We start from the raw sequence: 15,069 nt of genomic DNA on the forward strand, positions 1-15,069 counted from the left end.
GAAATAAAAATTAAGGATTATCATGTCAGAAGTGATTAACGGGAAGAATTATGCAGAGAAAATCGCTCATCAAGCGGTAGTGGTTAATGTGGGGGCGAATTGGTGTCCGGATTGCAGAAAGATTGAGCCGATCATGGAAAATTTAGCCAAAACTTACAAAGGCAAGGTGGAATTTTTTAAGGTTTCTTTTGATGAAAGCCAGGATTTAAAAGAGAGCTTAGGTATTCGCAAGATCCCTACTTTGATTTTTTACAAAAACGCCAAAGAAGTGGGTGAAAGGCTTGTAGAACCTAGCTCTCAAAAACCGATTGAAGACGCGATTAAAACGCTCTTATAAAGGGCGTTAAAAAGCCTTGTTAAAATAAGAGCCTGTAAAAATCTTTTTTAGCCCCTTTTTTAATAGGGGGCTAACTTCAAATAGCTTTTATATTATTTCTTTATCTCAAAAAATCGTTTTTATCGTTTTTAAATCAGCATGTTTGTTAAAAAAGTTTCTTTAATTAAGCTAAAAATGAGCGAATTTGTGGTATTAATGCTTGCAGTGTGAAATTTGTAGGGCTAAAACTTGTAAAATGTGAAAAAAAAGACGCATAAAATGCTAAAATCCGCAAAAACACTGTGTGTTTAGATTAGAAGTTTAAAATTAGAAACAGATGTATCTGTTTTAAATTTTGAATAGGGAGTTTCTATCATTATGTTATTGAAAACAAAATTAAAAATTATAAGCTCGGTGATTTTGAGCACTTTGTTGTGGGTGGGTTGCTCAAGCGAAATGGCAACTTATCAAAATGTGAATGATGCCACCAAAAATACGACTGCAAGTATTAATAGCACGGATTTATTACTAACCGCTAATGCGATGTTAGATTCCATGTTTAGCGACCCTAATTTTGAGCAACTCAAGGGCAAGCATTTGATTGAAGTTTCAGATGTTATTAACGACACCACGCAACCCAATTTGGATATGAATCTTTTGACGACTGAAATCGCGCGGCAGTTGCGGTTGCGATCTAATGGGAGGTTCAATATCACAAGGGCGAGCGGAGGGAGTGGTATTGCAGCGGATAGCAGAATGGTGAAACAGCGCGAAAAAGAACGAGAGAGCGAAGAGTATAATCAAGACACCACTGTAGAAAAAGGCACTTTAAGAGCCGCTGATTTATCTTTAAGTGGTAAAGTATCTAGTATCGCAGCCTCTATTAGTAGTTCTAGGCAGCGTTTAGACTATGACTTCACCCTAAGCCTTACCAACAGGAAAACGGGTGAAGAGGTATGGAGCGATGTTAAGCCTATTGTGAAGAACGCTAGCAATAAGCGTATGTTTTAAATTTATATTTGAAAGGATGAACGATGAAAAATCAAGTTAAAAAAATTTTAGGAATGAGTGTGATAGCAGCGATGGTGATTGTAGGTTGTAGCCATGCCCCAAAATCAGGCATCAGTAAAAGCAATAAGGCTTACAAAGAAGCGACTAAAGGCGCTCCTGATTGGGTAGTAGGGGATTTAGAAAAAGTGGCGAAGTATGAAAAATATTCAGGGGTCTTTTTAGGAAGGGCTGAAGATTTGATCACTAATAATGATGTGGATTATTCTACTAACCAGGCTACAGCGAAGGCTAGGGCTAATTTAGCGGCGAATTTAAAATCCACTTTACAAAAAGATTTGGAAAATGAAAAAACCAGAACGGTAGACGCTTCTGGTAAAAGGTCCATCAGCGGCACTGATACTGAAAAAATTTCTCAATTAGTGGATAAGGAATTGATCGCTTCTAAAATGCTTGCCCGCTATGTTGGTAAAGATAGGGTTTTTGTTTTAGTGGGCTTGGATAAGCAAATTGTGGATAAAGTGCGCGAAGAGTTGGGCATGGTTAAAAAGTAGGGTTTTGATGAAACGCCTTGCTATTGCGCTTGCTTTGGTGTTGGGAGTGGCGTGGGGGAAATCCTTGCCTAAGTGGGCTAGGGATTGCTCAAAAGAAGTGCAGATTGAAAAGACCCAAACCAAAGATGAGAAATTTTTAGTGTGTGGGATGAGCGATATATTGCTTTCAGATGATATGGATTATAGCTTGTCCTCAGCCAGACAAAACGCCTTAGAGAAAGTGATGGAAGCTTTCAAGGGGGATAAAATAGAGATTAAGGCTAGTGAGCTAAAGGCCACTTTTATTGATACGGATAAAGTTTATGTGCTTCTAAAGATCACTAAGAAGCATGTCGCTTTAACGAATGAGTAAGGATTAATAATGAAAAAGATTATTCTTGCATGCCTTATGGCTTTTGTGGGCACGAATTTAAGCGCAGAGCCTAAGTGGTATAGCAAGGCCTACAACAAAACAAACACCCAAAAAGGCTATCTTTATGGGAGTGGTTCAGCCACTTCTAAAGAAGCTTCTAAACAAAAAGCGTTAGCGGATTTAGTGGCGTCTATTAGCGTGGTGGTTAATTCACAAATCCACATTCAAAAAAGTCGTGTGGATAATAAGTTAAAATCCAGTGATTCGCAAACGATTAACTTAAAAACCGATGACTTAGAATTGAATAATGTAGAAATTGTCAATCAAGAAGCACAAAAAGGGATCTACTACACCAGAGTAAGGATTAACCAAAACTTGTTTTTGCAGGGTTTAAGGGATAAGTATAACGCTCTTTATGGGCAGTTTTCCACCTTAATGCCTAAGGTTTGTAAAGGGGTTTTTTTACAGCAATCCAAGAGCATGGGGGATTTATTGGCTAAAGCGATGCCTATAGAAAGGATTTTAAAAGCGTATTCTGTCCCGGTGAGTTCGTTAGAAAATTATGAAAAAATCTATTATCAAAACGCTTTCAAACCTAAAGTGCAAATCACTTTTGATAACAACAGCGATACAGAGATTAAAAACGCTCTCATAAGTGCTTACGCCAGAGTGCTAACCCCTAGCGATGAAGAAAAACTCTATCAAATCAAAAATGAAGTTTTCACAGACAGCGCTGATGGCACCACACGCATTAGAGTGGTTGTTAGTGCGAGCGATTGTCAAGGCACACCCGTATTGAATAGAAGCCTTGAAGTGGATGAAAAGAATAAGAATTTTGCTATCACGCGCTTGCAATCTTTGCTTTATAAAGAATTGAAAGATTATGCCAATAAAGAAGGGCAGGGCAATACGGGGCTATAAGCAAGGTATTAATCTTGCTTTGTGCTTATTCATTCAGTTTTGTAGTGTCATTATTTTTGTTTAGCGTGGCGTTTTCGCACCCCTTAAAATAACTCTCTAAAAATTCATGGCTTTTGTTCTCGCCAAATAAACTAAAACATTATTCAATACTCTTTATCCCACAAACTCATCTAAAACCACACCCACTAAAAATTAAAATTAACAAAAACTAAAATCTTTTTTAAGAGCCTATCACTTGCTGTGCAAGCTCTTTTATTATTGATTGTAAAAATGCTTTTTAGCCTTTTTTAGGTTTTATTTTTTTAAAACCCTGATTTTAGCGCTCATTAAATCGTGGTTTAAAGCTTTTTTGATGTTTTCAAATTGGCGTTTTTTGTTTTTAAGGCTTGTGATCTCATTATCTAAAGTGCTTAAAATGTTAGCGATAGCGATTTGTTCGTTTAGAGGGGGTATGGGGATTTCAAAATCTTCAATATCAAAAGAACTTATATTTGGCTGAGCTCCGGCTGTAAGTATAAGTTTTAATCGTGAGGTAAAAAGTTCGGAAAAAACAAATTGGACAAGAAAATCATAGCAAAATGAAGTTTTTGCTCTAAAGACTCCTACACGCTGATTTAGATAGGCAATTTTGTTCAAATTGTAAAGACAAGATTTTCCAGTTGTTGCACCAGACATAGCTAAAATTAAGTCGCCTTGCTTTAGAATATAATCATTATCTATTAAAATAGGGTCATAAAAAACTAAATCATTCGTATTGATACAATTATCTACACTAGAGATATTTGAAATCCGTATGATAGGAATTCCCATATTTTTGAATAAATCACTTTTAAAAGAAAAACCATTTTTTAAATAACATATATCCCCAAGCCTCACTCTTTGCCAATTTTGATTGAAGCCTTTCAAGCGTTTTCTTTGGCTCAATAGTTCAAAGCTTAAGGCTTTTTTAACGCTTTCTTTTTTAAGAATGAGGGCGTCTAAAGAATAAAGATAACGATCCACATCGCTTAAAATGTTAGCGATAGCGATTTGTTCGTTTAGAGGGGGTAGGGGGATTAAAGTATTTTTAAAATTATCGTTATAAAGTCTTAAGATAGTTGTATGTTCTGTATTCCATTTAATATTAGAATAAGCATAAAATAAAAAATCATTTTTTACTAATGTTTCATCGTTGTCAATCCAAACAATATTTGAGTCTTGAAAATAAGCGGGTTTTCCGTCATAAATGACTGCCCTACCAATAGTTCCGGAAGCAGAAATTAAAATATCGCCTTTTTTTGGAAAAGAATATTTTGTTTTGTATTCTAAAAATAGCTTTTTTGAAATAAAGGCATCGGCGGTGTTGCCAAATGTGCCTATTTTATAGAATGGAATTTCGCCATATTGTGTTGTTTGATGTTTCATAACTCTTTTACACATGCATGGTTTGCCAATATCCCCAAGCCTTACTTTTTGCCAATTTGATGGCGTTGTTAATGCGTCCATGCGTTTATCACCCCATTAACCCCAAATCTTTCAAATGCTCTAAAACTTTTGATTCGCTCTCTTTGACTTCTTTATCTAATTCTAACAAGCTGTTAGAGTAGCTTGAAATGATTTCATTAAGGGCGCTAGTAAAAGCGTTGATAGCGTTTAAAATCTTGTTTTCTAGGGCGTTTTTTAGGCTGTTAAGCCATTTGTCTTTGATGATGAGATCCTTAATTTCATTGATTTCAAGGTTTTTATACTGGTGGAACGCTTTTAATTCCAGCTCCTCATAAGCTTTATTTTTCATTTTTAGCGCCTTGTTTTTAGCCTCTAGCCATTCTAAAGCGGTTTTTAGGATTTTCTTATCTTCTGAATCGGTGGCGTTTTTTAGCTCTTTTTTCAAAACGCTTTCATTGATTTTCAACTCATAAAAAAGCCCCTCTTCGTTAGAATGCTCTTCTATAAATTCATCTAAAAGAGCCTCTTTTTCGTTGAGGGCGTTTTCTAATTCTTCTAATTCTTTCGCTTCTTTTTCAAAAAAGCGTTGTTTGATCAAGTTTTTAGGGATTAGATCGCTTTTATAGTAGGTTTTTTGAATGATAAAATCCGGCTCCTCTAAATAATTGGCTTTTTTGTTTTTGTCTTTTAGGGGGGTTAATTTCCTTAATTCTTTAGCGCTTCTAAAGCCATTGAATGAAAGAAGGAACCAATCGTCTTGCAAGACTTCGTTATAGTAATCTTTAAAGAGCTGATACACGCCGTATTTGTCTAAAATTTCTATTTTTTCAAATTCGTATAAAACCCTTGAGCAAACGCTTTCTATGAGGGTTTTTGGGTTAAAACCTGGCTCTAAATCATTAAAAGTTGTGGATAGTTCCAATCGGTCAAAAGCGCTTAAAACAGAAGCGTGGAAAGTTTGGTATTCTAAACTTTGAGTGATTAATTCTTTAATGTTTTCGCATTCTGTTTTTAAAGCGTAATAACCCTCTTTATCACTTTTTTTAAAAAGCGTGTTTTTTAGCTCTTTAAACACTTGAAAATAAGGGTCGTAGATTTCAATTTCGTTTTGGGGCAAATAACTGGCCTTGTGGCTGTTGATTAAAGCGAACAAGTCTTTTTCTGATTCTTGTTGGGAGGCAATGTAGCGCGGGATATTCAAGTTGTAGTCATTAGCGCTAATTTCTTCTAGGCTTACCATTTTGGAATAATAAGGGATTTCTTTTAAAGCGTTAAAAGTGTCTATCATTTTTTGGACATCTTGCTCTCTCAAGCGGTTTTTATTGCCGTCTTTTTTAAAATCCTTGCTCGCATCTATCAAAAAAACGCCCTTTCTGGCGTGCGCGTTTTCTTTGTCTAAAACAACCACACATGCAGGAATGGAAGTGCCATAAAAAAGATTAGGGGCTAGGCCTATCACGCTTTTAATATAGCCTTTTGTTAAAAGATTTTTTCTGATTTGCGCCTCAGCATTCCCCCTAAATAACACCCCATGAGGTAAAATCACTGCCCCTTTGCCTGTGTTTTTTAAGGATTTGATGATATGGAGTAAAAAAGCAAAATCGCCATTTTTTTCAGGGGGCGTGCCGTCTTCAAAACGATTGAAACGATCGTTAATGACTTGCTTGCTTTTAGGGTCTATGCTTAGCCCGTCAGTCCAGTTTTTCAAGCTAAAGGGAGGGTTAGCCACGACATAATCAAAGGTTTTTAGCATGCCATTTTCAATAAAAAGGGGGTTAGAAAGGGTGCTAGAACCCCCTTTAGCAATATCAGCATCAGCGCTATTGTGTAAGATCATATTCATTTTACAAAGGGCTGTGGTGGAAATGTCTTTTTCTTGACCATAGATAGTTAAGCCTTTTTTGCCGGCCAAGCTAGAAGCTTTCAACAATAACGAACCGCTCCCGCAAGTGGGATCATAGATGCTTTTATCCTGTCTGGTGTTTTCATCAATGCCAAGCAAAAGGGACAATAAAAGCGAAACTTCGCTAGGGGTGTAAAACTGCCCTTTGGATTTACCGGATTCGCTGGCAAAATGGCGCATTAAATATTCGTAAGCATCGCCCAATAAATCATCGTCTAAAGCCCCATGCGCGCCCAAACTCAAATCGGCAAAGATTTTAACCAGATTAGAAAGGGTGTCTATCATCGCTTTACCCTCTCCAAGCTTGGTGTTATCGTTAAAATCCACGCTGTCAATCGCGCCTTTTAAATCGTTTCGCTCTGCGATCTTGGCGATGATTTTATTGAGCTTGTCGCCTATTTCCTTATCGCCCTCTAAAGCGAGAATGTCTTCATAAAAGCACCCTTGCGGCACTTCTATTTCGCTAAAATTATTGTTTCTGGCTTTATCGCTGATGTATTTTAAAAAAAGCAGGTTCAAAACATAGTTTTTATACTCGCTCGCATCCATCCCGCCCCTCAAACTATCCGCTCCAGCCCATAAAGAGCTATACAATTCGCTTTTTTTGATCGCCATTTTTAATTGCCCTATTTTGTTTTTAGGATTATAATATAAAGCGATAGAAAGCGTTCTTAAGGGGTTTATGATGAAAACAGAAAAAGAAGTTCAAAAACAAGTCATAGAAACTTTTAAAAGCATGGGCTATGCGTATTTAGGGGATTTAACAAAGAGCGATAATGAAAACATTAATAAAGAAAGCTTGAAGGCATGGCTAATTAAAAATCAAAAAATCAATGATGAAAGGTGGCATAAAATTGAGCAAGAAATCTATAACGCTTTAAAAAACGATTTATACGAAGCGAATCAAACATTTTACGAGCTTTTGATTTATGGCGTGAAAACTAAAATAAGCCAGAATGAAAACTTCCAAACGACTTATCTCATTGATTGGAAAGATGTTTCTAAGAATGAATTTAGCGTGGCTGAAGAAGTGAGCGTTAAAGGGCCAAACGCAAAACGGCCGGACATAGTGCTTTACGTTAATGGGATCGCTTTAGGGGTGCTAGAATTGAAAAAATCCAGCGTGAGCGTAGAAAGCGGTATCAGGCAAAATTTAGACAACCAAAAGAAAGAATTTATTAGAGATTTTTTTAAAACGATCCAATTGGTTATGGCGGGCAATGAAAGTCAAGGGCTAAGGTATGGCGTCATAGAGACTAAAGAAAAATACTACCTTTCTTGGAAAGAAGAGGGCGTTTTAAAAAATTTGTTTGAGACGATTGAATGCTTTTTAAAAAAAGAAAGGTTTTTAGAATTTATCCATGATTTCTTGATTTTTGATAAGGGGAAAAAGAAATGCGCCAGGTTCCACCAATATTTTGCAATTAAAAAAACGCAAGAATTTATCAAAAGAAAAGAAGGGGGGATTATCTGGCACACGCAAGGCAGCGGTAAGAGCTTGACTATGGTGTGGCTTACTAGATGGCTAAGAAAGAATATCAAGCAAGCAAGGGTTTTAATCGTTACGGACAGGAGGGAATTAGACGCTCAAATTCAAGGCGTGTTTAGTGGGATAGGCGAGGCTATTCATCGTGCAGACAGCAAGAAGGATTTATTGAGCGTGCTGTTTGAAAATAAGGAATTTTTGGTTGGCTCGCTTGTGCATAAGTTTGATGAAAACGACTTAGAAGATTTAAAAAAACAACCTGTTTTAAAGGAATGGGTTGTTTTAGTGGATGAATGCCACAGAACCCAAGGCGGTAAATTGCATAAAGCCATGAAAAGCCTGCTCCCTAATGCGATTTTTATCGCCTTTAGCGGCACGCCTTTATTGAAGCAAGATAAAAAGACAAGCCAGGAAGTGTTTGGGAATTATATCCATTGCTATAAATTTAATGAAGCCGTTAGCGATAAAGTGGTGCTAGATTTAAACTATGAAGCCAGAAGCGTGGATCAATATGTCAGTAACCCTGAAAAGCTAGACGAATATTTTGAATTAAAAACCCAAGGCTTGAATGAAACGGCTAAAACAGAGCTTAAAAAGAAATGGGTTAATTTGCAAAAAGTTTTTTCCACTAAAGACAGATTAGCTCGCATTGTGCAAGATATTGTATTGGATATGGCAAAACTCCCACGATTAAGGAGTGAAAAGGGGAATGCCATGCTGGTGGCTGAAAGCGTGTATAACGCATGCCGGTATTTTGAACTCTTTTTAGAAACAGAATTAAAGGATAAGGTGGCTGTGATCACAAGCTATGAACCCAATATCGCTGATCTGAAAGATTGCGGGAGCGATGAGAACGAAGAGAGTTACAAATACCGCGCTTATTGTAAAATGCTGCAAAACTTTTTTAATGAAAAAGATGAGAAAAAAGCCCTTAATAAAATTAAAGAGTTTGAAGAAAAAGTTAAAGAGCGTTTTATTAATGAGCCTAATAGAATGAAGCTATTGATCGTGGTGGATAAGCTATTGACCGGTTTTGATGCGCCAAGCCTCACTTATTTATATATTGATAAGAAAATGCAAGATCATGAGCTTTTTCAAGCGGTGTGCAGGGTGAATAGACTAGATAGCGAAGATAAGGATTTTGGCTGTATCATAGACTATAAGGATTTATTTGATAGCCTACAAGAAGCGCACAGCGATTACACCAATAAAGCGTTTGAAAACTATGAAAGAGAAGACATTCAAGGGTTTATCTCTGACAAAGCCCAAAAGATTAAGAAAAGATTAGAAGAAACTAAAGATCAGTTAAAATCGCTTTGTGAAAGCGTGAAAGAGCCAAAAGATGAAATGGATTATATCGCTTATTTTTGTGGGAGCGATTTAGAAAAAAACGCTCAAAAAAGGCGGTTGTTTTACCAGCTTGTTGGCGCGTTTTTAAGAATGTTTGTGGAATTGAATAACTTAGAAAAGCCCATTTATTCTAAAGAAGAAATGCAAACAATCAAACAAGAAGCGGAATTTTATAGGCATTTACAAAAAGCGGTTGGCTTGAGTAGTGGGGATAGCGTGGATTTAAAAAGCTATAGCGAAGACATGCGTAGGATCTTAGACGCTTACATTAAAACCACGGATAGCGAGGTGTTATTCCAAATAGAAGATCAAGGGCTGTGTGAAGTTTTAGCCCAAATGGATATTGATGATTTTAATAAGGCGTTATCTCAAGTATTTAAAAATGAAAGCTCTATGGCAGAAAGCATCGCTAACAACACTAAAAAACGCATTATAGAAAAAGAAGCGAGCGATCCTAAGTATTACGAAAAATTATCTTCGCTTTTAAACGATTTGATTTTCCAGTTTAGAGAAAAGAAATTAACCTATTTAGAATACTTGCAACAAATCCACGACTTAGCCAAAAAAGTTATTGATAAAGAAAATAGAAATTACCCTAAAAAGATCAACACTAACGCTTTAAAAACCCTCTATAATAATTTAGATGAAAATGAAGCCTTAGCCCTAGATATAGACGCATGCATCAGGGGTAATAAAAAAGATGGTTGGGTGGGGCATAATCAAAAAGAAAAAAACCTTAAAATCGCTTTAAGAAAAATCATAAACGATGAGGGTTTGTTAGAAAATGTCTTTAATTTAGCCAAACACATAGAGGAGTATCGCTAATGAACGCTTATTGTTTGACTTTAAATAATACCAACATCGCTATAGAAAAAAAGGATATTAAGCATTTACACATTAGCGTTTGCCCGCCTGATGGCTCTGTGCATGTGTCTTGCCCCCTAGCTTTAAACGATGAGAGCCTTAGGCTTTCTTTGATTAAAAGACTCCCTTGGATAAAAGAACAGCAACAAAATTTTTTAAACCAAAACAGACAAAGCCAAAGAGGAATGCTAGAGAGAGAAAGCCATTATCTTTTTGGGAAACGCTATTTATTAAAAATTGAACACACTATAAAAAAACACTTCGTCCTCCAAAGCCCTAAATATTTAATCTTGCATGTCCATCAAAAGACAAGCTTAGAAAACCGCTTAAAAGTGTTAGAAAACTATTACAGACAAGTTTTAAGAGAAAAAATACAAACCTATATCAACCAATACGAAAAGATTTTAAACGAAAGCATACAAAGCTTTAGAATCCAAAAAATGAAACGGATATGGGGGAGTTGCAATATTGCTAAACGCACCCTACTTTTTAATTTGGAATTGGCTAAAGCGCCTAGAAAGGGCATTGAATATGTGGTTGTGCATGAATTATTGCATTTAAAAGCGCGCCACCATAACGAATATTTTAGGGATTTGCTGAGCTTATATTTGCCTAATTGGCAAAGGGCTAAGGCCAGCCTCAAAGAGGCTTATTTGGAGTATTCTTAAATGAAGATTTCATCATTTCAATAAAATCGCTAAGCGGCTAACTTGAGCGGCTCATCATCGTGCAACAATCCCCCTCCTTTTTAAAGCTTTTAGAAAGTGTAGTTCAAATACGCTGTAACTGATCTTCCAGGCGCAGGTTGCAAGCCTGCAGGGCTAGAGCCAATCCCTGTAAAATAATACTTCATGTTAAAGATATTATTGATTTGCAAGCTTCCTGTAACTCTGTGTCTCCCGTTTTCCCAGAAAATTTGGCTCACTTGGATATTCCACACCCAATACCAAGGCAAGAGCCCTTCATGTTGGGTCATGCACCAAGCTTCGCATTGATAACCGCTATTAAGAACGCTTTCATAGTTGTTCCCCCCACTATAATATTGCATCCCGTAATAGCCTCCTGCTGCGCTGTTGCTAATCCCGCTATAAGCGCGGCTATAAAAATAGCTAGAAATACCAATGGTGGTTTTACGCCAGTTGTAACGAGCGTCAAAAATGAACTGGAAAGGGCTTACAAAAGGGAAATGCTTGTTATAGCTAGTCCCTTTTAGCACATCCCCGTTCAAGTCGGTTAAAGGGCCATGGCTGGTTACACGAGTGTCAATGTAGTTGAAAGCGGCATGGAATTGCAACCCTCTAATAGGCCTGTAATACAATTCCAGCTCCACGCCTTGAGAATAGCCATTAATGGGGCGCACATTACCTTTCATAGGGCCGCTTGTATAGACTGAATACTGCCCGGTGGCAAAATCGCGCGCCCAAATCCTAAAGTAGTCCGCATTGAAGCTGAATTTATCTTTATAGGTGTAGCGCGCTCCTGCTTCCACAGTGTCAAAGTGTTGGGTAAAATACTCCGCTCCTCCATAGCTCAAAACGTCTAATTGAGGCGGGACAAAAGAGCGTTGGTAGTTAAAGTAGGTAAGCACATTGTGATCGCCTTGTACGGGGATAAAGCCAATGTTGGTTGAGGGCATCCAATTGTTCATGTGCTTGATTTTTCTTAAATCCTTCTCAGGGATTTGCATCCAGTTAGCCGCATTTTCGTTGTTGTATTGCACAAAAGCGTAGCGCAAACCAGGCACAATAAAAAAGCGCCCATCCCAAGCTTCAATGCGATCGCTCAAATAAACTGCCGTGTAATTGTTACGCCAGTTATTCCAGTTTCTATAAACGCCATGCTTGATGTGGGGTTTCCAACCGCTCATCACGTTAGGGCCCTCACACAAGAATCCTGCCCCCTCACCGCTCGTTTTGGTGGCGCATTCATTGGTGTTTAAGTATTGGCGTTGTAAAAAGGTGGTGGTCATGAAACGCAAGCCCATGATAAAGGTTTGCTTGACTTTCCCGGTATTGACGATCAGATTCACTTTAGGCTCAAAAGCGTTGTTAATGGAGCGCACAGGGTTTTCTACTTCTGCCCAACCATTGTAGTTAGTGGCATAATAAGGCACAGCCAAGTTATACCCTGCCGGAAGTCCTGCCGCCCTGCATGCCGCTTCGCTAAAACAAGTAACCATGTTAGCACTATTGTAGCTAGAGCTCACTTGAAAGTCCCTAGTCATCAATTGTCCGTAGTAAGTGAAGCTGAAAGTCCCGCCCACTTTGTCTAAATCCCCGAAGCGGTTTTCATACACAGCCCCAAAGCGTTGGGAGCGTCCGCCTTTTTGGTTGAAGGGGCGTAAATTAGCGAAGCGGTTTATTTTGTAATCTTGCTCGCTGAGTGATCCCGGTTGAGCGATAGCAAAATCGTAGTATTGGTAATAGGCTTTAATCCCATTGTTCTCGTTAATGTCATAGACCCCATCCAGCCAATAGTTTGAAATACTAGAGGGGCTGTTGTCCCTAAAGCCTTGCCCTCTAACCCAGTTAGCTTGCGCTTGGATACCCACATGTTTATTGATCATCCCTCCGCTCCTCACATAAGTGTTGTAGAGGAGGTTGTTGCCTAAAGACTTGATGAAAGAAGGATCGCCGGTTTTATCAGGGGGAGCGGCAAACCCGGCGTTTCTAGCCTTAGCCCAATAAGTGATCCTTTCAGCCGCTTGGTTTTCCCATTGAGTAGGGATAGGCTTAGTGATGATATTGACAATACCCCCATAAGTGTTAGGCCCGTATTGCACGCTGCCTCCACCTTTAATCACATCAATGCGATCAATGGCTTGAAAGGTAACGGGGAAAATGTCTAGCTCAATGTGGGCGTAGGGGGCCATATAAACAGGAATACCATTAACTAACATCAGCGTCGCATCGCTATGCCCTGAACCCCCAGCTCCAAAGCCACGGATTTGGATAGTGGGCATAGCCCCTACACCTGTCGCGTTCCTAATTTGCAGACCGGGGACATTCTGTAAAGCTTCTTCAATGCTTTGGTTAGCTTGTTGGGTGAGCGCTTTGTTAGAGATCACCGTGCGGCTTCCTGTGTATTTTTTCACTTCTTCATCTTGCCAACTCTTAGGCGCGGTAATCCCGCTATAACCCAAATTGACCTGCCCAGAATAATCAGATCTATCCTTTTTCCCGGAAGTAGAAACCTTGCCCAAAGTGTAGTCTTTTTCCTTAGCGAACAAAAACTCTTGGCAAATCAAGCTAGCAGTTAAAGCCAACAGAACTTTTTTATGCAACACAAACTCCTTATGTTTTGAGAGATTAAAAAATGATTTAAATTTTTCAAGTAAAATCGCACTAACAACCAACGCCTATTAAGTAATAAAAACAAAAAAAACTTAATAATGTGCGAAATTTTATCATAAAAATTCTTAAAATTTTATTAATCCCATGAAAATCTTTTTTTTTTTTTTGATTTCGCTTGGTTTTAGTAGAAAATACCCATTTTTGACACACAAATAGCTTGCATGCGTTCTCAAAACGCACAAGACATTTTTTGTATCAAATATTTGAGTGGTTTAACTTTTCAAAATACTGCCCCTTATAGAACAAAATCCATAAACCGATAATCTAGGCCTAAGCTTTAAATGACCTTAAAAGCGCTAACGCCCTAAATGATTACCTTTTTGTGTTTGTGTACATACCATTTTAGCCTTAAAATCCTTGATCAAAAGCATTTTACTCTCATTCTTTCTTGATGCTTCTTGTTGTTGGTTTCATTTTTCAACTTTTTCAACTTCCTAATCGTTTGGTTTGAAAAGCGATCAGCTACTCATTGCAAAAGATCGCTCCTTGTCTTTAATCTTGCAGCGATTGATGATGAGATCCAAAATTTCTAAAACCTGCTTTTCTTCTTCGTTATTGTGTTTGACGCTCACCGTGGGGTTGTATTCGGTTACCTCAACCGCTCCTAATCGGTCTTTAAAACTTTCCAAAAGCAAGCCCAGTAATTGCCTTAATTCATCAAAACTCAACCCGTTATTTTCACGCACGCCGGTAGAAGTGAAAAGCTTGCCATCCATAATGTCTAAATCCAAGCTAAGGTAAATAATATCCACCGCTTTTAACAATTCTTTGGTTTTTTGAACCACTCCTTGCATGTTTTCTCTTATCGCACCCACGCTAAATAAAGGGATTTCTAATTCCTTAATCACATCTCTTTCGCTCTGTTCTGTGCTTCTTACCCCAAAATACACCAAACATTTAGGATCCATTTCTAACCCTCCCTTTTCCAACCCCAAAGAGCAGAGCTTTTGCCATGCCTTTTCTTCGCTCTCGCTCATGCGATTAACCCCGCTACGGACACGATTTAAAACCATGCCTAAAGGCATGCCGTGAATGTGCTTTGTATCGCTGTCATAAGCCGTGTGAATATCCGCATGCGCATCTAGATACAAAATCCCTATTTTTTTGTCTTTATGAACGCTCCTAAAGGCTTGGAAAATCCCAAACATGTTCGCATGCTCTGAGCTTAAAATCAAAGGGAATTCTTTTTTCTCAAACACTTCTTTCATGCAAGGGATCAAATTTTCTTTACAAAAAAGGTAGTAATCTTCAAAATTCTTAGCGTATCTAAACTCTTTATAAAGCACGCACCGCTCTTGAGTGATCGTTTGCATGCCTTTAATCACATCGCCATGCGTTTTACTCAAAGCTTCTCTCAAACGCCTAACCCCTTTATCGGTGCCTCTTTTTGACGCTCCCAATTCCGCTTCTAATCCTACTAAAATCATTTTATAACTCCTTCAAATCCCCTCTAATGATCTCTATTCTAAACCAAAATTAACAACCAATTATTAATAAGCAAATGGATAACAAATAGAACAATTTCATTGTGTAAAAG

General features: G+C 38.0%; 11 protein-coding genes. 7 read left to right on the forward strand and 4 right to left on the reverse strand.

Translation table 11 applies throughout. The features are described 5' to 3' along the window. The first annotated feature begins 22 nt into the window (after positions 1-22). From CXY28_RS00485 to CXY28_RS00505, 5 genes are all read left to right on the forward strand, one after another. On the forward strand, positions 23-337 hold the full coding sequence (locus CXY28_RS00485; protein WP_015643582.1) for a thioredoxin family protein: 315 nt from the start codon (positions 23-25) through the stop codon (positions 335-337). Positions 338-694: 357 nt separating this feature from the next. Beyond that, positions 695-1,327 carry a penicillin-binding protein activator LpoB gene (lpoB, locus tag CXY28_RS00490; RefSeq protein WP_000925196.1) on the forward strand — a complete coding sequence of 211 codons (633 nt, stop codon included), beginning with the start codon at positions 695-697 and terminating at the stop codon, positions 1,325-1,327. A 23-nt stretch (positions 1,328-1,350) separates the two neighbouring features. Continuing rightward, a complete protein-coding gene (locus CXY28_RS00495; protein ID WP_000795968.1) occupies positions 1,351-1,878 on the forward strand; it encodes an LPP20 family lipoprotein in 528 nt (175 codons plus the stop codon). Between the two features lie 7 nt (positions 1,879-1,885). Then, positions 1,886-2,230 carry a hypothetical protein gene (locus CXY28_RS00500; RefSeq protein WP_198542574.1) on the forward strand — a complete coding sequence of 115 codons (345 nt, stop codon included), beginning with the start codon at positions 1,886-1,888 and terminating at the stop codon, positions 2,228-2,230. Between the two features lie 9 nt (positions 2,231-2,239). After that, positions 2,240-3,151 carry an LPP20 family lipoprotein gene (locus CXY28_RS00505; RefSeq protein WP_015643579.1) on the forward strand — a complete coding sequence of 304 codons (912 nt, stop codon included), beginning with the start codon at positions 2,240-2,242 and terminating at the stop codon, positions 3,149-3,151. Positions 3,152-3,445: 294 nt separating this feature from the next. Here CXY28_RS00505 and CXY28_RS00510 read toward each other — a convergent pair whose 3' ends face one another. Beyond that, a complete protein-coding gene (locus CXY28_RS00510; protein WP_100979137.1) occupies positions 3,446-4,636 on the reverse strand; it encodes a restriction endonuclease subunit S in 1,191 nt (396 codons plus the stop codon). A 7-nt stretch (positions 4,637-4,643) separates the two neighbouring features. Continuing rightward, a complete protein-coding gene (locus tag CXY28_RS00515) occupies positions 4,644-7,094 on the reverse strand; it encodes a type I restriction-modification system subunit M (RefSeq protein ID WP_100979138.1) in 2,451 nt (816 codons plus the stop codon). Between the two features lie 70 nt (positions 7,095-7,164). Between CXY28_RS00515 and CXY28_RS00520 the strand changes: the two genes are divergently transcribed. Together CXY28_RS00520 and CXY28_RS00525 are read left to right on the forward strand one after the other, a co-directional pair. Then, the gene (locus tag CXY28_RS00520) at positions 7,165-10,140 is read left to right on the forward strand and encodes a type I restriction endonuclease subunit R (protein WP_198542575.1); all 2,976 of its coding nucleotides are present in this window, start codon (positions 7,165-7,167) and stop codon (positions 10,138-10,140) included. Continuing rightward, entirely contained in the window at positions 10,140-10,847 is a 708-nt protein-coding gene (locus CXY28_RS00525) for a YgjP family zinc-dependent metalloprotease (RefSeq protein WP_100979140.1), read from the forward strand. Before CXY28_RS00520 ends, CXY28_RS00525 begins: the two co-directional genes overlap by 1 nt. Positions 10,848-10,936: 89 nt before the next feature. Here the strand turns inward: CXY28_RS00525 and CXY28_RS00530 are convergent, their stop codons facing one another. Then, positions 10,937-13,462: a TonB-dependent receptor family protein gene (locus CXY28_RS00530; RefSeq protein ID WP_198542576.1), complete on the reverse strand. Its 2,526-nt coding sequence runs from the start codon at positions 13,460-13,462 to the stop codon at positions 10,937-10,939. A gap of 528 nt (positions 13,463-13,990) precedes the next feature. After that, the gene (gene rocF, locus CXY28_RS00535) at positions 13,991-14,959 is read right to left on the reverse strand and encodes an arginase (protein WP_100979142.1); all 969 of its coding nucleotides are present in this window, start codon (positions 14,957-14,959) and stop codon (positions 13,991-13,993) included. Between the last annotated feature and the right edge of the window lie 110 nt (positions 14,960-15,069).

Origin of the sequence: Helicobacter pylori (assembly GCF_002832345.1) — a bacterium.
Taxonomy (GTDB): domain Bacteria; phylum Campylobacterota; class Campylobacteria; order Campylobacterales; family Helicobacteraceae; genus Helicobacter; species Helicobacter pylori_CP.

Excerpts from the sequence above, each read along its gene's own strand:
- CXY28_RS00515 (WP_100979138.1), bottom strand. The coding sequence starts at position 7,094 with ATGGCGATCAAAAAAAGCGAATTGTATAGCTCTTTATGGGCTGGAGCG.
- CXY28_RS00520 (WP_198542575.1), top strand. The coding sequence starts at position 7,165 with ATGAAAACAGAAAAAGAAGTTCAAAAACAAGTCATAGAAACTTTTAAA.
- rocF (WP_100979142.1), bottom strand. The coding sequence starts at position 14,959 with ATGATTTTAGTAGGATTAGAAGCGGAATTGGGAGCGTCAAAAAGAGGC.
- lpoB (WP_000925196.1), top strand. The coding sequence starts at position 695 with ATGTTATTGAAAACAAAATTAAAAATTATAAGCTCGGTGATTTTGAGC.
- CXY28_RS00525 (WP_100979140.1), top strand. The coding sequence starts at position 10,140 with ATGAACGCTTATTGTTTGACTTTAAATAATACCAACATCGCTATAGAA.
- CXY28_RS00510 (WP_100979137.1), bottom strand. The coding sequence starts at position 4,636 with ATGGACGCATTAACAACGCCATCAAATTGGCAAAAAGTAAGGCTTGGG.
- CXY28_RS00505 (WP_015643579.1), top strand. The coding sequence starts at position 2,240 with ATGAAAAAGATTATTCTTGCATGCCTTATGGCTTTTGTGGGCACGAAT.
- CXY28_RS00485 (WP_015643582.1), top strand. The coding sequence starts at position 23 with ATGTCAGAAGTGATTAACGGGAAGAATTATGCAGAGAAAATCGCTCAT.
- CXY28_RS00500 (WP_198542574.1), top strand. The coding sequence starts at position 1,886 with ATGAAACGCCTTGCTATTGCGCTTGCTTTGGTGTTGGGAGTGGCGTGG.
- CXY28_RS00495 (WP_000795968.1), top strand. The coding sequence starts at position 1,351 with ATGAAAAATCAAGTTAAAAAAATTTTAGGAATGAGTGTGATAGCAGCG.